Origin of the sequence: Vibrio sp. 10N.222.55.C7 (assembly GCF_041473335.1) — a bacterium.
GTDB classification, from domain to species: Bacteria; Pseudomonadota; Gammaproteobacteria; order Enterobacterales; family Vibrionaceae; genus Vibrio; species Vibrio crassostreae_C.
This window is the reverse complement of record NZ_JBFRSC010000004.1, coordinates 77,625-96,224: the sequence shown is the minus strand read 5'-3', so window position 1 is coordinate 96,224 and position 18,600 is coordinate 77,625. Positions and strand designations below refer to the sequence as shown.

At 45.3% G+C, this 18,600-nt stretch carries 12 protein-coding genes; 8 read left to right on the top strand and 4 right to left on the bottom strand.

Features of this window, described 5'->3' with window-relative positions; all coding sequences use genetic code 11:
* Positions 1-47 precede the first annotated feature (47 nt).
* Complete coding sequence (locus tag AB4482_RS01140; RefSeq protein WP_065584911.1) at positions 48-1,337, top strand: peptidoglycan DD-metalloendopeptidase family protein; 1,290 nt, start codon at positions 48-50, stop codon at positions 1,335-1,337.
* A gap of 84 nt (positions 1,338-1,421) precedes the next feature.
* Here the strand turns inward: AB4482_RS01140 and AB4482_RS01135 are convergent, their stop codons facing one another.
* The 3 genes from AB4482_RS01135 to erpA form a co-directional block, all read right to left on the bottom strand.
* Entirely contained in the window at positions 1,422-4,514 is a 3,093-nt protein-coding gene (locus tag AB4482_RS01135; protein WP_372128470.1) for an efflux RND transporter permease subunit, read from the bottom strand.
* Positions 4,515-4,524: 10 nt separating this feature from the next.
* On the bottom strand, positions 4,525-5,649 hold the full coding sequence (locus AB4482_RS01130; protein ID WP_102319899.1) for an efflux RND transporter periplasmic adaptor subunit: 1,125 nt from the start codon (positions 5,647-5,649) through the stop codon (positions 4,525-4,527).
* Between the two features lie 271 nt (positions 5,650-5,920).
* Positions 5,921-6,262 (bottom strand): iron-sulfur cluster insertion protein ErpA, encoded by a 342-nt coding sequence (gene erpA / locus AB4482_RS01125; protein WP_004734539.1) that lies wholly within the window; start codon positions 6,260-6,262, stop codon positions 5,921-5,923.
* 296 nt (positions 6,263-6,558) lie between these two features.
* On the opposite strand from erpA, the gene hemL reads away from it, so the two are divergent.
* Positions 6,559-7,854 carry a glutamate-1-semialdehyde 2,1-aminomutase gene (gene hemL, locus AB4482_RS01120; RefSeq protein ID WP_010436060.1) on the top strand — a complete coding sequence of 432 codons (1,296 nt, stop codon included), beginning with the start codon at positions 6,559-6,561 and terminating at the stop codon, positions 7,852-7,854.
* A 140-nt stretch (positions 7,855-7,994) separates the two neighbouring features.
* On the opposite strand, the gene AB4482_RS01115 is transcribed toward hemL, so the two are convergent.
* Positions 7,995-8,120 carry a hypothetical protein gene (locus tag AB4482_RS01115; protein ID WP_004734537.1) on the bottom strand — a complete coding sequence of 42 codons (126 nt, stop codon included), beginning with the start codon at positions 8,118-8,120 and terminating at the stop codon, positions 7,995-7,997.
* 76 nt (positions 8,121-8,196) lie between these two features.
* Here AB4482_RS01115 and AB4482_RS01110 point away from each other — a divergent pair, with 76 nt between their 5' ends.
* From AB4482_RS01110 to AB4482_RS01085, 6 genes are all read left to right on the top strand, one after another.
* Positions 8,197-9,282 carry an AI-2E family transporter gene (locus AB4482_RS01110; protein ID WP_017059406.1) on the top strand — a complete coding sequence of 362 codons (1,086 nt, stop codon included), beginning with the start codon at positions 8,197-8,199 and terminating at the stop codon, positions 9,280-9,282.
* Between the two features lie 110 nt (positions 9,283-9,392).
* Positions 9,393-10,415 carry a 16S rRNA (guanine(1207)-N(2))-methyltransferase RsmC gene (gene rsmC, locus AB4482_RS01105; protein WP_372128469.1) on the top strand — a complete coding sequence of 341 codons (1,023 nt, stop codon included), beginning with the start codon at positions 9,393-9,395 and terminating at the stop codon, positions 10,413-10,415.
* Positions 10,416-10,631: 216 nt separating this feature from the next.
* Complete coding sequence (locus AB4482_RS01100) at positions 10,632-14,021, top strand: response regulator (RefSeq protein ID WP_372128468.1); 3,390 nt, start codon at positions 10,632-10,634, stop codon at positions 14,019-14,021.
* Positions 14,022-14,732: 711 nt separating this feature from the next.
* Entirely contained in the window at positions 14,733-16,415 is a 1,683-nt protein-coding gene (locus AB4482_RS01095; protein WP_017056650.1) for an ABC transporter substrate-binding protein, read from the top strand.
* Positions 16,416-16,584: 169 nt separating this feature from the next.
* A complete protein-coding gene (locus AB4482_RS01090) occupies positions 16,585-17,571 on the top strand; it encodes an ABC transporter permease (protein ID WP_017059409.1) in 987 nt (328 codons plus the stop codon).
* A 2-nt stretch (positions 17,572-17,573) separates the two neighbouring features.
* Positions 17,574-18,599 (top strand): ABC transporter permease, encoded by a 1,026-nt coding sequence (locus AB4482_RS01085; RefSeq protein WP_017056648.1) that lies wholly within the window; start codon positions 17,574-17,576, stop codon positions 18,597-18,599.
* Position 18,600: the final 1 nt, after the last annotated feature.

Sequence of the window (18,600 nt, the reverse complement as noted above, 5' to 3'; positions counted from 1 at the left end):
ACTATTCTGTCGTCGATTTTCATAATATTTACAGAACGAACCGGAACATGTTGTCTATTTTTGCACGCCTTCCTATTTTGCACCGGGCTTTTATCGCATTTTTTAGTGCCATAATTTTCGTCGCGATTTTCTTACTCCCCGACGTCAACAGTTTGCGTGACGATTCGGGCGCTTTAGTTGTGGGAAAACATTACCCACTGACTATCAATGCCTCTGCACTTATTAGCTCAAGTGACGCTCCACCGACGGCAGTGCTCAATTGGGAGAAATACACCGTTCGCTCTGGCGAAAGCACCTCTGTTTTATTTGAACGTATTGGCCTCTCATACCGTCTGCTGATCACGCTACTCAATACCAATAATGATATTAAGAAGCAGCTGTCTAACCTAAGACCTGGTGATGTCTTGCAGTTCGGCTTTGATGAAAACAACGACCTTATTCAGTTAAAACGACAACTTAGTGCGTTTGAAAGCTTCAAGATCACTAAATCTGGCGATTCTTTCTCATCAAGTTTCGACAAAAAAGAAGTGGTATACCAATACAATTATGCCGAAGCCAACATCACCTCTAACTTCTGGAACGCTGGCGTCAGCGCAGGTTTAACCGCAAACCAAATTATGGAACTGGCCGGCATCTTCGGTTGGGATATCGACTTTGCGTTAGATATTCGTAAGAACGACAGCTTCAAAATCTTATACCAAGAGAAAGTGGTTGAAGGTGAAGTAGTTGGTCGCGGTAAGATCATGGCAGCCGTATTCAAAAACCAAGGCGATTCATTTACCGCGGTATTGGATGATAAAAGCGGCAACTACTTCGATGAAAATGGTCGTGCGATGAAGAAGGCGTTCTTGCGCTCACCAATTGATTTTCGTCGCGTAACATCGAACTTTAACCCTACCAGGAGACACCCAGTAACCGGTAAGATTCGAGCTCACCGCGGTACTGACTACGCAGCCCCTGTTGGCACGCCTATCTGGGCAGCCGGTGACGGTATTGTTCAGAAGTCAGGTTACAACCAATTCAATGGTAACTACGTGTTCATCCGCCACAGCAACACCTACATCACCAAGTACCTGCACATGAAGCGACGTATGGTGAAAACCGGTCAGCGCGTAAAACAAGGCCAAACCATTGGTACTTTGGGCGGTACAGGCCGTGTGACTGGCCCGCACTTACATTATGAATTCTTGGTTAATGGCGTACATAAAAATGCGCGTACCGTGAAATTGCCTCAATCCAAGTCGTTAACTGGTAAAGCAAAAGCAACCTTTATTGCCAACTCAGAGATTCGATTAAGAAACCTTGAGCGATACGGTCAGTTACTAGCGACTAACTAGGCGTTTGTAGCTTCACTGCAAAATAGAAAAATGCAAAGAGCGCCCATCAAGGCGCTCTTTTTTATGCTCACATACCACAACTAGCTACTGTTTTTCAGGTTTGTTGTTCCGTCCAAGCATTAACAAACAAGGGGTTAATACTAAAGTCAGCACCGTGGCAAACGCCAAACCACCAGCAATAGCGGTCGCAAGCTGTGACCACCATTGTGTACTTGGCGCGCCAAACTCTATCTTTTGATTAATCAGGTCGATGTTCATCTCTAACACCATCGGCATTAAACCTAAGATAGTCGTAACCGTCGTGAGCATTACTGGCCTTAAACGCTGAACACCGGTTCTTAGAATCGCATCTCGCTTGTCCAAGCCTCTTTTGATGAGCTGATTATAAGTATCAATCAACACGATGTTGTTGTTCACGACTATGCCGGCGAGCGCTATTACCCCAATTCCCGACATCACAATGCCAAACGGACGTTGGAAGATCAGTAAGCCAACGAACACGCCAACGGTCGAAAACAATACAGCACTCAGAATCAAAAACGCTTGATAGAAGCTATTGAACTGAGTAATCAGAATCAAAGCCATTACCGCCAAAGCAACCAAGAAAGCACTTTGTAAAAAGGCTGACGAGTTTTCTTGTTCTTCGTTTTGACCACGGATGCGAAATTCCACGCTACTCGGCAGCCCTAGCTCACTCAATGCTTGTTCGATCTTTGGTAGTTCGAGAGCAAGGTTATACCCTTCTTCCATATCCGCCATGATGTTCACCACACGCTTGCCATCAAGGCGTTTAATGGTGTCTTGCTTATGGTCGGGAACGATCTGAGCGAAATTAGTAATAGGTACTAAACCTGCTGGCGTTTTCACCCTAAGCTGGTCGAAGCGCCCGATATCACGCTTATCATTAGGGTAGCGCACCAAGATATCGACCTCTTCTGAAGAGTCATCGGGCAGATAATCACCAATCTTGAGACCATTAGTCACGAATTGAACGGTATTACCCACCAAGGTCGCATCAGCAGCAAAGCGCGCGGCATCGTCGCGGCGAATATCCACCTTCCAATCGATGCCGTCTTTACTCGCGGTATCACTGATATTGGTCAGTGCTTGATTACCATCAGCCCAACCTCTCACAATTTTTGCAGCCTGATTAAGTTGCTCTGGCGTTCGTGCCGATAGCTCAATCACTAAGTCATTTTCAACCGGAGGCCCTGCATCAGGAAACTTATATTCAATCTCAACACCAGCGTATTGGTCGGTCTGTACTTTTAGCTCATCAATGATCGCTTTAACGCTGCGGCGGTATTGCCAGTCAACAGGCGTAATTGAGATCAAACCAATCTGGTCGTCACCACCAGTACGCGTGTAAACGGTATCAAACTCATCATGATTGAGCATCATCAGTTCAATATCACGCATGATGTCATCCTTTTCTTGGATAGACAGATCACCATGAGAACGAACTTTGACATTAAAGAATGGCGGATCAACCTCAGGAAAGAACTCTGCACCTAGGCCCGCTTTGGAGTAAGTAAACCCAACCGCAACCGCGAGCAGTATCGCACTACAAAGAATCTTAAAGGGGTGCTTAATCGCGATCGACAGTGTGTGGTAGTACGCCTTGGTTAAGCCTGTGGCTTGTGAAAATTCGCCATTATGCAGTGCAACCATTCGAGCTTGGCTCTGAGACGATACGTATTGCGGTTTGCCAATCAAACCGCCTAATACGGGCACAAATAACAGTGCCATGATCAATGAGGCAGTTAATGTCGCGATCAGTGTTAATGGCAGGAACTTCATGAATTCGCCAGTCACATCCGGCCAAAACAGTAACGGAGCAAATGCGGCTAAGGTTGTTGCCGTCGATGCGGTTATCGGCCACGCCATCCGCTTCGCTGCATCTCGGTAAGCGGCTTTGCGCCCTTCACCCTCTTGCATTCGCCTGTCTGCAAACTCGGTCACCACAATCGCACCGTCTACTAGCATCCCCACCGCCATAATCAGCGAAAACAGCACCACGATGTTAACAGTTAAACCGAATACAGACAGAACCAATAACCCCGTCAGGAATGAACCAGGAATGGAGATACCCACCAATAACGCAGTACGCACACCAAGAATCGCGATGATAACGATCACCACCAAAATGATGGCGGATAGAATATTGTTTTGCAGATCATTAAGCATGATCTTCACATCTTTAGATTCATCCCAGGTGTATTTGACCAACAGGTTATTTGGCCATTCCGCTTGCTGCTGAGCACCAGCCATTACCGCTTTGACTAGCTCAACGGTTTCGATGATGTTCTCACCTGCACGCTTCTTGATATCCAACACCACCGCAGATTTGCCATCTAAACGAGCAAAACTTTCAGGATCTCGAAACGCTCGACGAACCGTAGCGACATCGCCAAAAGTGACCACCTGCTTGCCATCCACTTTAATAGGCAACTCAAGCACGTCTTTTAAGGAGTTAAATACCGAAGGGACTTTGACAGAAAAACGTCCGTAGCCAGTATCAACAAAACCTGCGGCCACCACTCGATTGTTCAGAGCGATCAGATTATAGATGTCCGCTTGATCTAGGCTGTAACTCTCCATCAACAGCGGATCGACAATGATCTCGACGATGTCATCGCGATCGCCCGCAATATCGACTTCAAGGATCTGACGATAACTTTCGAGCTTATCCCCAAGTTCTCGAGCAATTTGCACTATGGTGCGCTCAGGCACGGTACCAAACAGAACCACAGACAACACAGGCTGCTCAGAAGCGAGGGTAACTTCATTTACAGTCGGCTCATCGCTATCTTCTGGCAATTTGGGCTTAGCCAGATCAACAGCGTCACGAACATCAGCCATCGCTTTAGTAAGATCGACGCCAACATTAAACTCTAACACCACAGAGGCATGCCCTTCTGCTGCGGTTGCTGTCATCTCTTTTACGCCTTCAATCGACCTCAGCTCTTGCTCAATAGGTCGAACCAATAAACGTTCTGCATCCGTTGGCGAGATCCCTTGGTGCCCGACCGAAACATAGATAATTGGGATGGTAATGTCTGGGCTCGATTCCTTAGGTATCGTGATATAGGTGACGACACCGGCTACAAGGATTAACGCTAAAAGGGAGAGCATTGTTCGAGCACGAGACAAGGCTGCATCAATAATTGAATACATCGGTTATCTCCTACTCTGCGGTTACGTTAGAGAGTTCAGCGACTTGCTCAACAGCAATCACCGAATCACCATCACGCACAAACCCTTGGCCTACTGTGATGATATCGACGCGTTGACCTAGCCCCGTGAGCCACACTCCATCTTGTTCGGCCTTTACTAGCTGAATGCCTACAAACTTCACCGTTGGTGAGTCATCGACTGAAACCAAGGTTTTGACCCCTAGGTTACCCGCCTCATCCAATGCTAGCATCGCCGGTGTTATCTTTATTGCATCTCTTGTTTCTAGGTTGAGTTTAACTTCGGCACTGACACCTGCTGGTAATAGGCCTTTAGAGTTATCGATTTCTATCTCGATTGGGAAGGTATTAGTAGCAACAGAAGAGATACGAGAAACATAGCGTAAACGGCCTTCCGCTTCTTCTCGCCCTAACAAACGAACCAAAGCAGATTGATTGACTAGCAAATGTTGGATATGACGCTCACTGACATCCGCCTCAATAACCAAAGGATCGAGGTCAATCACGCCAGCAACAGGATCGCCAACACTAACGAAATCACCGAGCTCCACCATCAAATCTTGAACCACACCCGAAAAAGGCGAAGTAATCACAGTATTCTTTAAAGCCAACTCCGCATTGCGCATCATGGCTTTTGCTTCTGTTAATGAAGCCTCAGCTGTGGTGTAGGCGATTTCACCTTGCAGTCCTCTTTTCTTCAGTGACTGCGCCGCTTTGAACTCTTTCTGCTTCAAGCGATATAACGCAGATGCTCGCTCTAGTTGAATCTCTAAATCACCCTTATCTATCTGGGCAATGGCTTGTCCTGCTTTAACCATATCCCCCTTAACAACATTCAATCTGACAATCTTACCCGCGACTTCTGCACCTAGACGAGCATGCCTATCGGGCGCCGTTCTTCCATAGAGATCAATCGTTTTAAAGGTCGGTGATGAGGTGAAGGTTTGAAAGGAAACCTTAGCCAGCGGAATTTCTGTTGCCTTTTTTTCAGGTGACTCTTCTGCTTGCCCTACGCCGAAACCAAGCCAGATCGACAACAACACGACTAGAGTCAGAGAAACCAGCCACGGCTGCTTCAATTTCTGAAAAAGTGGTGAGTTAGAAAATAGAGTGGGCATAACAAATCCTTTTGTCCGATGTCATTCAGGCGCGCTAGTTGGCTTAATAGCGTGATGTGCAACTTCCTTATGCACAAAGGTAACCTTAACAGACCAATCCTCAACGAAGTTGGACGCTATCGACAGTTTAAAAAATATGCCGTGTACTAAAAATGAGAGGAATGCTTTGAAAAGTAATAAGTTACTAAGTAAAAACAAAAACGCCGAACATAAGTTCGGCGTTTGAAATGTATCTAATACAGCTTTGAGCTCAAGCTATTTTCAACTCATGCTATACGCTGAATGATGCGCCACAACCACATGTTGTTGTAGCGTTCGGGTTGTTCACAAAGAAGCGTGCGCCTTCTAGGCCTTCAGTGTAATCAACCATGCCGCCCATTAGGTATTGTAGGCTCATTGGATCAACAACCAGCGTTACACCGCTGTTTACAATTGTAGTGTCGCCATCATTTACTTTTTCATCGAATGTGAAGCCGTATTGGAAACCGCTACAACCACCACCTGTAATGTATACACGCAGTTTTAGTTCTGGGTTTTCTTCTTCAGCAATTAGCGTTTGTACGCGGGTAGCTGCTGCATCAGAAAAAGACAATGGGATATTTACTTCGCTCACGACAACCTCTCTTACCTGTGTCAAAAACAACATGATACAAATCTAATTCGAGACCATAGTTGTTGAGTATTTTCTTATATTCCGGTGATTATCTAATACCTGACTGAAACGTTCAAGTATTCACCACAGGATCGGTCCTTTTACTGCTGTAAACTCGCCAATATCTAACAATTAAAACGTGTAACCACACAAAACAACCAGATTCGGGTGATTATCTGGGCGAAAGCATTCCTAGTTGGATTAGGGATAGGTACAATGCGTGCCAATTGGTCCGACAGTCAAAAGAGGATATATCAATGACCAAATCAGCAGAGCTGTACGAAAAAGCACAGCAAACCATTCCTGGTGGCGTAAACTCTCCAGTTCGTGCATTCAATGGCGTAGGTGGTTCTCCAATCTTCGTTGAACGCGCTGATGGCCCACTTATTTTTGATGCTGATGGTAAAGCGTATATCGATTACGTTGGCTCTTGGGGTCCAATGATCCTTGGTCACAACCACGCGGTTATTCGTGACGCAGTTATTGCAGCAGCTCAACGCGGCCTTAGCTTCGGTGCTCCAACCGAAACTGAAATCAAAATGGCTGAACTGGTATCTGAGATGGTTCCATCAATGGAACAGCTACGTATGGTGAGCTCAGGTACAGAAGCAACAATGAGCGCGATTCGTCTAGCTCGTGGCTTCACTGGTCGTGACAAAATTCTTAAGTTTGAAGGCTGCTACCACGGCCACGCAGACAGCCTACTTGTAAAAGCTGGTTCTGGCGCACTGACTTTAGGTCAACCAAGCTCTCCAGGCGTACCGGCTGATTTTGCGAAACTAACGCTAACAGCAACCTTCAACAATCTAGATTCAGTACGTGAAATCTTCGCAGCAAACAAAGGCGAGATCGCTTGTATCATCGTTGAGCCAGTAGCGGGTAACATGAACTGTATCCCTCCTGTAGAAGGCTTCCACGAAGGTCTACGTGAAATCTGTGATCAAGAAGGTGCATTGCTAATCTTTGATGAAGTAATGACAGGTTTCCGCGTTGCTGAAGGTTGTGCTCAGGCTTACTACAACATCAAGCCAGACCTAACGTGTCTTGGTAAAGTGATTGGCGGCGGCATGCCTGTCGGTGCTTTCGGTGGTCGTAAAGACGTGATGCAATACATCGCACCAACTGGCCCTGTTTACCAAGCGGGTACGCTTTCAGGTAACCCTGTTGCAATGGCTGCTGGCTACGCATGTTTGAACCTTCTACGAGAAGAAGGCAACGAAAAGCGTCTAGCTTCAAAAACTAAGCAGTTGGCAAAAGGCTTCAAGCAACTTGCTGACAAGCACGGCATCCCAATGCTAGTTCACCAAGTTGGCGGCATGTTTGGTTTCTTCTTCACTGACCAAGAAACTGTGACGTGCTACGAAGATGTAACTAAGTGTGATGTAGAACGCTTCAAGCGCTTCTTCCACCTAATGTTAGATCACGGTGTTTACCTTGCACCTTCAGCATTCGAAGCAAGCTTTACTTCTCTTGCTCATGGTTCAAAAGAACTTGATGCAACACTAGAAGCTGCTGACCGCTCTCTTGCGATCATTGCTGCTGAAAGCAAATAATCGAAAGCACTTTATAAGTCGCTAACCGATTGAATTTAGGGCTGCATTAAATGCAGCCCTTTTTTATATATCGCGCTCAACAGCCACAAATATGACAGCTTATTTAGCCGTCGACTAAGGCTAAAGCTGAACCAAAAGCATTAACGTTCCCAGAAAAGGAAAACCAACAACATCAAGGTACCAAGGAACATTCTGAACCAAGGGATCTCTTTTTTTGTTTGCTGTTCTTCGTCTTGGCATTTCTTATCTTTATTACAGCATCCCATTATCAAAACTCCTCATTGCTAACTCTCTGTTTTGCAGCCATTATAAACTCAGAACGCAAATATAGAGACCATTACCGTGTCAGAAAAACTCAAAATCAATTCCAGCCACTGGGTGATCATCATTGCCCTACTCGCGGCGGCTTATGCTTGTTACTTGCTTATCGAGCCATACGTTAACTCTATCGTGATGGCCTTTATCATTTCACTATTGATGTTCCCAATCCATGAGTGGCTTGAAAAAAAGCTCCCGAATAAAGAAAACATCGTCTCTCTGCTGTCTTGTATCATACTGACCTTCATTATTGTTATCCCTTTATTGGCAGTATTCGCAGCAATTGTTCAGCAAGGTTCTCTGTTCTCTCAGAATACTTACCAATGGGTGACCCACGGTGGCATTCAGACTCTGTTTGCTCATCCGTTAGTGGTCAAAGCGCTGTCATTTGTGAATAACTACCTGCCTTTCGACAACATTGAGCCCCAAGCCATCGCACAAAAAGTCGGTGAGTTTGCGACCAGCTTTGGTTCTAAGCTAGTTGGTATCAGTGCCAAAATCTTAGGTGACGCAACCAATTTCTTGATGGATTTCTTCTTGATGCTGTTCGTTTTGTTCTTCTTATTAAGAGATCATGACAAAATCATCAGTGTGGTTCGTCATATTCTGCCGCTGTCTCGTAGCCAAGAAGACAAACTTCTAACAGAGATAGAACAAGTATCTAAATCAGCAGTAATGGGCTCATTCTTAACCGCAATCGCGCAAGGTTTTGCCGGCGGTTTAGGTATGTGGATTGCCGGTTTCCCAGGTCTATTCTGGGGTACTATGATGGGCTTTGCCTCTTTCATCCCAGTTGTGGGTACCGCATTAATCTGGATTCCAGCAGCAACCTACTTGTTCCTAACTGGTGATACCACGTGGGCGATTTTCCTAACGGTTTACTGTGTAGCGATTGTTGGTTCAATTGATAACCTTCTGCGTCCGCTGCTAATGCAAGGCAGTGCAGGCATGAATACCCTGATGATCTTCTTCTCACTATTGGGTGGTATTCAACTGTTTGGCCTAATTGGTCTTATCTACGGACCATTGATTTTTGCGATTACCATTGTCCTATTCAACATCTACGATGAAGAGTTTAAGGACTTTTTAAACCAGCAAGACAAGAGTTAACGAACTTGACGTCAACTTGATTGGCGAACCCGTATTAAACACTTCAAGCTTTGGGCGGATTATGCGAAAATCCGCCCTCATTTTTTGCTAACGATTCAACAGAGTGTCCTATGTCAGCTTATATTGCACCAAGCCAGATTGCTCAACGCCAACTCGCCTACTTTGAAGGCAAACATGTTTTAGTTGCCGGTGAGGCAGAAGACTTGTTCCCTGTTGAGTTAGCGAAGCATTGTGAATCTGTCTCTGTGTTTACTTCTAATTACAGCTACTACCGTCAATTAGAAGGCTACAACACCATCCAACGTTTTTATGGTGCGGAGTTTACCGAAGAGACCAAAGCCGACTTAGTGATGTTGTACTGGCCAAAAGCCAAAGCGGAAGCGGAATTTTTGTTGGCGATGCTATTTGCCAAGCTAGGCAAAGATACCGAGATCGTCGTGGCTGGTGAAAACCGTTCAGGCGTGAAAAGCATCGAGAAGATGTTTGCTCCTTACGGCAAAGTTGTTAAATACGATTCAGCGCGTCGTTGCTCTTTCTACTGGGGTCAATGCTTCGAGCAACCACAAGCGTTCAACCTGCAAGACTGGTTTAAGACCTACACGGTTAACATTGGTGAGCAATCACTTACGGTAAAAAGCCTTCCTGGCGTCTTCAGTCACGGTCAATTCGATGTCGGTAGCCAACTTCTGTTGGATACTCTGCCAAAACTAAAAGGCAAGGTACTGGATTTTGGCTGTGGTGCAGGCGTATTGGGCGCGGTGATGGCATCTCGTAACCCAGATATCGAGCTAGAAATGTGCGACATCAGTGCATTTGCCGTGGCATCAAGCCAAGCAACGCTAGAAGCGAATGGTTTAACGGGTAAAGTCTTCGCATCCGATGTCTATTCTGATACTGCAGAAGACTATCAGTTCATCATCAGTAACCCACCATTCCATTCAGGTTTAGACACTAGCTACAGCGCGACTGAGACCTTACTTTCTCAGGCTCCTAAGCATTTGAAGCGTTCTGGTGAGATGATTATTGTTGCGAATAGTTTCTTAAAATACATTCCAATTATTGAACAAGCGTTTGGAAAATGCGCGACTCTAAATAAGACCACTAAATTCGCGATCTATCACGCAAACAAATAACCTCTCTAGCACAGCGCAGGGTCATTATCTGCGCTGTCTGTTCATATTTTTGTCAAAACTCTATAAAAATGAGCTTTTGCACACGCTTTAAATACCACTTACTTGTCAAAGTAAAAAAACTCGTTAATTTCGTTAAATTGGAACCCGTTAATTCTATTCTCTGTACTTGTTTTCGCCCCTTTTAGCAGTACATCAAAGGAAAGTAGTACCCAATTTATGTTTAGATTCTATCGTAAGCAGAAGTTTAAGCGCCTTCAAAATACCCTAATGCTGGCATTTCTTGTCCTCAGTATTACCCCTGTGACACTTATCGCGATATTTTTCCTCCAATCGCACAGTCAGGATCTCCAGGAACAAAGCACCTCACACCTTGTTTCGGTTCGTGATACTAAGCAGCAGCAAATTGTCGATTACCTACAAGCTCAAGAATCCCAAGTGATGGGCTTTGTTCGCTCAGAATTGGCCAATGCCAGTGGCGGGCGATTTTATGGTTTGATCAATGCATTTCAACGATTAGGGTTAGATATTGACGAGGCACGCAGTAATGCACAGCAGCGCTATATTCAAGGCTCTGGCGATCAAATCAAAACGTCGATCCTCCCTGAATCCAGCAGCTTTATTGGCAGCGAGCGTTATCGCCTGCTCCACAAGCGCTACCATAATGCTTACCTAGAACTGCTTAAACGCTCTGATTTTGACGATATTCTCTTAGTTGATATCAACGGTAACGTCGCTTATTCCGTCTTTAAAAATGACGATTACGGCACCAATCTGCTGACAGGAAAATACAAGGACTCCAACCTAGGTATTACCTTTCAACGACTAGCCAAAGACGTAACCGACCGACGCAAATCTAACGAAGATTACACGCCGGTTATCGTTTCTGACTTTAAAGACGAGAATGGCAAACAGACCGCATGGCTAGGCGCACCTATCGTTCAACAAGGCTACCTACACAGTTACGCGATGTTTAGGCTACCAATCAACGGCATTACTAAGTTGATTGCGGATCTCAACAAGAGTTCGAATATTCAAACGCTGCTTGTAGGTGATGATCACCTGCCGCGTAGCCTTGCTCATTCACAAGAATCTATCAACTTGAGCCTAGATGTTGTCGATAAAGCATTGGCTGGCGAAACAGCGGTTGGCACCTTCGACAACACCCTAGATCAAGCGATCATCGCAGCATATACGCCAATTGAGCTGAAATACGCAACATGGGCTCTTGTCGTAGAGCTGCCAGAGAAAGAGGCGTTTGCCCGTATTCATCAGTTAGAAAAGATCTTCGTGATCGTGATGCTAACGGCGATCATTCTGGTAGTCGTTGCATCGCACTATCTGTCTAACTTCATCACATCCCCACTGCTTAAACTGACGTGGGCTGCCGAAAAAGTATCGGCGGGTGATCTCGATGAAACCATGATCAATACCGAGCGCAAAGATGAGATAGGCCGACTCGCGGTGAGCTTCGAAAGAATGCAGCGATCTATTCGTGAAAAAATGCAGCTCATCAAAAGCCAAAACGATGAGCTTGAGGACAACCTTAAGACCATTCAAAAGCAAAACGAAGAGTTACAACTGGCAAATAAACTCAAAGATGAGTTCTTAGCGACTACTTCACATGAATTGAGAACACCACTGCATGGCATGGTGGGTATCGCTGAAGCGTTGATATCTGGAGCGAACGGCCCTATTCCTGCTAATCAGAAATATCAGTTGGATATCATCATCAATAGCGGTCAGAGATTGGCGACCTTGGTTGATGATCTGCTTGATTATCACAAGATGCGCTATGGCAGCTTAGATATTAAGAAATCAGCCGTTGATTTGTCGACAGCCACCAGCTTGGTCCTAGAGTTGTCTCATCACCTATTGGGCAATAAGCCAATCCGTATTATTAACCAAGTCCCAAGTGATTTAGGTCTGGTTTCATCGGATCCTCAACGACTTGAGCAAGTGATGTATAACTTGGTCGGCAATGCCATCAAGTACACCTCAGAAGGTAAAATTGTTATCTCTGCCAGCGTTATCGATGACAACATTCGTGTACAAGTTGTCGATACTGGCCAAGGTATACCGGCCGAGTACCTTGAGCACATCTTTGAGCCATTGATTCAAGCAGGCCAAGATGCGAGTAACTACCGCCAAGGTGCAGGGCTTGGACTATCGATCAGCCGTCAGTTGATCGAGCTAATGGGCGGTTCACTGTACGTAAGTAGCCAACCAATGCTTGGCACTACGTTTAGCTTTACCCTGCCCCTAGCGACTCAAGGTGAGCTGGACAGTTACAACGAATCAGGTCACTACTCTCACTTCCAAGCGCCTGATTTAATTGATAACAGCCAACAAGAAAACAGTGTTATCAGTGAAAACCCAGATGGCCCGTTATTGGTTATCGCCGATGATGAGCCGGTTAACCTGCGAGTATTAGACAGCTTCTTGAAGTTAGAAGGTTATCGAGTACGTACTGCATGTGATGGCCCTGAAACCATTGAACTGATTGAGAAAGAGAAGCCAGAGCTGCTTCTGCTCGACATAATGATGCCAGGAATGAGCGGCTATCAGGTTTGTGAAGCACTGCGTAAACAATATGACCATGCTCAGTTGCCAATCATCATGCTAACGGCACTCAACCAAGCAGAAGACCGTGTTCGAGGTTTCGAAGCGGGTGCCAATGACTACTTGTCTAAACCGTTCAACAAACAAGAACTGGCGGCTCGAATTACAGCACATCTATCAGCAAGCAAAGCCGAACAGAGACGCCTTGAAAACGATCAACTGCAACTCGAACTCAAACATAGAGCGATGGTTGAAGCTAACTTGCTAGAAACTCAAGGCCGCTTATTGGAGCAGCTAGAATCGGCACCTGAAGCCATCATCTGTATTCGCGATGACCAACGCATTCGTTTTGCCAACGAAGCCGCAGCGAAGCTATTCAGACGCGGACAGGAGCAACTCAAACGCTCAATGGCTGACGAGATCATTGCACCTAAATACCTTAAGGTAGAACAAGCCCACTACTGCGGTGACATTGATATCTATATAGATGACACACGTCAGCGCATACCAAGTGACATCCTTAAGCTGCCTGAAGGCTCAGGGCTCGACACCATGTATATCTTTAATGTAGGTGGTGGTGTTAACTCAAACCGAATCAATAACCTTGAAACGGCGGTTGAGGCTCTCTCTAGTTATGCCTTTGAGGGCGACAAAGATAAGTTACAGCAGCTGAAAGAGCTTGGCGGAGAATTTACTCGTCTTGCTGACAAGGCAACCGGTGAAGGTAAAAACAAGCAAGAGTTAATGCGTGAGGTACTGGTCGATGCGATGACGAATGCCATCATCTACTGGGAATCGGTGACTGGTGAAACCAAGTTTGCTTTCGCCGAGAAGAGTGGCTTGTGGCGCGTCTACTTAGACCGCAGTACGCTGCAAACTCGAACGCTAGACAAATACCTACGCGTAGAAACCCTACCGAAAACGCCTCGCTGGCGAACGGTACTGAGCTCAATCGAATTCATTCTGGAACACTGCAAAGAACAGACGCCAGAAAGAACCCATATTGAGATGCTGAGGGATAAACTTCAGAAACTACTGACCAGTTAAACCCTGAACCAACATCACGATACTTTGAATAATGGAGCCCACCTAGCGTGGGCTTTTTTGTACGCCTAATAATCACAAAAAGTAGAATCCCAACGCTTGCAACGCACTTTTTTTACGCCTTTAAACAAGGGGAAATTCACGCTAATTACTCACAGTGCGTGCTGGTAACCGTCAGTACTTTTCGTTCTATTCTCAATCATATCTGACCGTTATCTGACTCTTTGTTGCAGTTTGAGAAGCGAGTCACAACAGAACGGCAGATTTAATTTTCTAGGGAAATTTAACGTAAAACTGGCAAGTGACCGAGATCTACAATTATACCAACGTAGGGTAAGGCATTATAATAAAAAGCCTTTAAAGTTAGTGGCCACTTACAACCTGCAAGAACCTCAAAACCAAATGCGAGTCACATCACTTTAACAATTGCGTACGAAAAACCACCAGAGCAACCTATTTTGACGTTAATGACGTGGGGTTGTGTGTTTTTAACATTTTTGACGGGAAACGAGTTTGATTAATTCATCGATAAGGTGTTTTCTTACTCCTGCCAAAGGCCTACAGGCCACTCTTACCACTTCTCAGAATCAACGATGAATCTGGAGCAACGAAGAAGAGGTAGGCCTTTAACCAGAGTGTGTATCTACTAAACAATTTAGCGACAGATAACATTCAATCCATTAGTGAAATGAAAGCAAATAGTAAGGAACAGCTATGCTTGCCAATATAAAAAAAACAGCAATAGCAACAGCAATTATTGCAACTGCTACAACAGGTTTTGCATCAGTAGCAACCGCTGCAGAACGCAGTGAACTGACCGTTCACCCGAAAGAGTACACTACATTCGTACGTAACTTTAACCCGTACCTTGGTGCTACTAACCTACATACTACAACTGACTTCATGTATGAGCCGCTAGTAGTATTTAACGAAATGCACGGTAACACTCCAGTGTTCCGTCTAGCTGAAAACTTCAAGATGTCAGATGATCTGATGAGCGTTGTTTTCGACATTCGTAAGGGTGTTAAATGGTCAGACGGAGAAACTTTCTCTGCTGATGATGTTGTTTTTTCTTTCAACCTTGTAAAAGAGAAGCCAGAGCTTGACCAATCTGGTATCAACTCTTGGGTAACTTCTGTAGAAAAACTGAACGACAACCAAGTTAAGTTCACACTAACAGAAGCAAACTCAAACGTACCTTACGAGATTGCTAAAGTACCTGTAGTACCTAAGCACATCTGGAAAGACGTTAAAGATCCATCAACGTTTACCAATGAGAACCCGGTAGGTTCTGGTCCATTTACAGAAATCGATACGTTTACAGCGCAGCTATACATCCAGTGTGCAAACCCGAACTACTGGGATGCAGACAACCTAGATGTTGACTGTCTACGTGTTCCACAAATTGCGAACAACGACCAATTCCTAGGTAAAGTTGTAAACAGTGAAATGGACTGGACGTCTTCTTTCGTTCCAGATATCGATCGTACATACGCAGCAGCTAGCCCTAAACACCACTACTGGTACCCGCCAGCAGGTACACAGGCATTCATCGTTAACTTCAAGCACCCTGATGCTGCGAAGCATGAAGCATTGAGCAACGTTGACTTCCGTCGTGCTTTCTCTATGGCTCTTGACCGTCAAACTATCATCGACATCGCATTCTACGGTGGCGGTACTGTAAACGATTTCGCATCGGGTCTTGGCTACGCGTTTGAAGCTTGGTCTGATGAAAAAACTCATGACAAGTACAAAGGCTTCAACACTTACAACGCTGAAGGCGCGAAGAAGCTTCTTGCTGACGCTGGCTTCAAAGATGTAAACAAAGATGGTTTTGTTGACACTCCATCAGGCAAGTCTTTCGAACTAATGATTCAATCGCCAAACGGCTGGACTGACTTCAACAACACAGTTCAACTAGCGGTAGAACAGCTAAACGAAATCGGTATTAAAGCAAAAGCTCGTACACCTGACTTCTCTGTTTACAACCAAGCAATGCTTGAAGGTACATACGACGTAGCATACACAAACTACTTCCACGGTGCGGATCCATACACGTACTGGAACAGTGCTTACAACTCATCACTACAATCTGGTGATGGTATGCCTCGTTTCGCAATGCACTTCTACAAAAACGACAAGCTAGATGGTCTTCTAAACAGCTTCTACAAAACAGCTGATAAGAACGAGCAGCTAGACATTGCACACGGTATCCAGCAAATCATCGCTGCAGACCAAGTGACAATCCCTGTGATGTCTGGTGCTTACATGTACCAATACAACACAACTCGCTTCACTGGTTGGTGGAACGAAGAAAATCCAAAAGGCCGTCCAAACATTTGGGCTGGTATTCCAGAGCGTCTACTTCATGTACTGGACCTAAAACCAGTTAAATAAGTAATCGTTCAATCCTTGCGGCGTAACCTCTTACGCCGCTTATAAAAATCCCCACACTCTCAATTGAAAGTATGGCGCTAGTCGTCAGGGGATTTTTCGTTCCAAATTTCGCTAGGAGCGACCTGAATCCAGAAACAGGGAAACAATCTGGGTGAGTAAGGTGTGAGTTATGGGTTATTTTTTAAGACGTTTGTCATTTTATTTTGTCGCGCTATTAGTTGCTGCGACGTTAAACTTTATTATTCCAAGAGCAATGCCTGGTGACCCAGTTACCATGATGTTTGCGAACGCTTCTGTACAAGTTACTCCAGAGCGTATTGCTGCAATGAAAGAACTATTAGGCTTCGTTGATGGTGGCTACTTAGTTCAATACGTGGCGTACATGAAGAACATTCTTAGCTGGGAACTTGGTACATCAATTCAATTCTACCCACTTTCTGTAAACACACTGTTGGGTGGAGCATTCGGTTGGTCGCTTTTCTTAGCCGGCACCGCAGTTATTCTTTCTTTCTCGATTGGTTCAATCCTAGGTATTTTCGCAGCGTGGAAACGCGGCAGTAAGTACGATGCCTTCGTAACGCCAGGGATGCTGATTCTACAAGCCGTTCCTCAAGTTGTTATCGCGATGATTGCACTATTTACCTTTGCAATTGGCTTGAAGTGGTTCCCAACAGGGTATGCCTACACCGCTGGTACTATACCTGATTGGACAAGCTGGGCATTCATTAAAGATGTCGCTTACCACGCCTTCTTACCACTGTTCTGTGCTTCTGTTGTTCAAATTGGTGGCTTCCTAGTAAACATGCGTAACAACATGATCAACCTATTAGCCGAAGACTACATCACCATGGCGAAAGGCAAAGGCCTGAGCGAAAACCGAGTGGTATTCAACTACGCAGCTCGTAACGCGATGCTACCTAGTGTGACAGCCCTGTCAATGTCGCTAGGTATGGCAATCGGCGGTCAGTTAATTATCGAAATCATCTTTAACTACCCAGGTCTTGGCAGCGTACTTTTCAACGCAATTAACGCTCGTGACTACCAAGTACTGCAAGGTCAGCTGCTTATCATGACGCTATTCATGCTGTTCTTTAACCTAGTTGCAGACATGCTTTACGTTGTTCTTGACCCTCGTCTTCGTAAGGGTGGTAAATAATCATGAAAGACTTTTTAAAACTCATTTGGCGTAACCCGATGGCCCTAACAGGCGTCATCATCCTAAGTATTTTTATTCTTGGCGCGATTGCAGCTCCATTAATCACCAAACATGTACCAGACAAGCGTACAGGTAACCCACACGAATATCCTGGTTTCGTGGTGAAGTCTGCACAAACTAACCCTGATGGCTGGGTTGCTCAAAATCTAGCAGACGACCGTCGTACATTGATCATGTCTAAAAAGGCAGACCACGTACTAGGTACAACTCGTATGGGTCGTGACGTTTGGTCTCAAGTGGTATACGGCGCACGCGTATCTCTTGCTGTAGGTTTTGGTGCGGGTCTAACCGTATGTTTACTCGCAACTGTTATTGGTGTTTCTGCAGGTTACTTCGGTGGCCGTGTCGATGACGTTCTAACAGCCGCAATGAACATCATGCTGGTAATCCCTCAATACCCATTACTGTTCGTAGTAGCAGCCTTTATCGGTGAGGCAGGGCCACTCACCATAACCTTGGTTATCGGCTTTATGTCTTGGGCTTGGGGTGCCCGTGTTGTTCGCTCCCAAACCTTAGCACTGCGTGAAAAAGAGTTTGTAAAAGCCGCTGAAGTTTTGGGTGAATCTTCATTCCGCATCATCTTCGTAGAGATTCTACCAAACCTTATCTCTATCGTTGGCGCAAGCTTCATCGGTTCGGTGATGTACGCAATCATGATGGAAGCAACCATCTCGTTCCTAGGTCTTGGTGACCCGAACACAATCAGCTGGGGCATCATGCTTTACAACGTTCAAACCTCTTCATCAATGCTGATTGGCGCTTGGTGGGAACTGTTGGCTCCTTGTATCGCATTGACACTACTTGTAACTGGTCTTGCTCTACTTAACTTCGCGGTCGATGAAATTGCTAACCCGCAACTGCGTTCTCACAAAGGCATGAAGCGTTGGAAGAAACTAGCAGCTCAAGACAAAGAAGAACGTGAACCAGAACTACCACCACAAAATGCACTTTGGAGCGGAGATAAATAAT

Coding starts and splice junctions, on each gene's coding strand:
- AB4482_RS01135 (WP_372128470.1), bottom strand. CDS start 4,514: ATGTATTCAATTATTGATGCAGCCTTGTCTCGTGCTCGAACAATGCTC.
- hemL (WP_010436060.1), top strand. CDS start 6,559: ATGACCAAATCAGCAGAGCTGTACGAAAAAGCACAGCAAACCATTCCT.
- AB4482_RS01090 (WP_017059409.1), top strand. CDS start 16,585: ATGGGTTATTTTTTAAGACGTTTGTCATTTTATTTTGTCGCGCTATTA.
- AB4482_RS01100 (WP_372128468.1), top strand. CDS start 10,632: ATGTTTAGATTCTATCGTAAGCAGAAGTTTAAGCGCCTTCAAAATACC.
- AB4482_RS01085 (WP_017056648.1), top strand. CDS start 17,574: ATGAAAGACTTTTTAAAACTCATTTGGCGTAACCCGATGGCCCTAACA.
- AB4482_RS01115 (WP_004734537.1), bottom strand. CDS start 8,120: ATGGGATGCTGTAATAAAGATAAGAAATGCCAAGACGAAGAACAGCAA.
- rsmC (WP_372128469.1), top strand. CDS start 9,393: ATGTCAGCTTATATTGCACCAAGCCAGATTGCTCAACGCCAACTCGCC.
- AB4482_RS01140 (WP_065584911.1), top strand. CDS start 48: ATGTTGTCTATTTTTGCACGCCTTCCTATTTTGCACCGGGCTTTTATC.
- AB4482_RS01095 (WP_017056650.1), top strand. CDS start 14,733: ATGCTTGCCAATATAAAAAAAACAGCAATAGCAACAGCAATTATTGCA.
- AB4482_RS01130 (WP_102319899.1), bottom strand. CDS start 5,649: ATGCCCACTCTATTTTCTAACTCACCACTTTTTCAGAAATTGAAGCAG.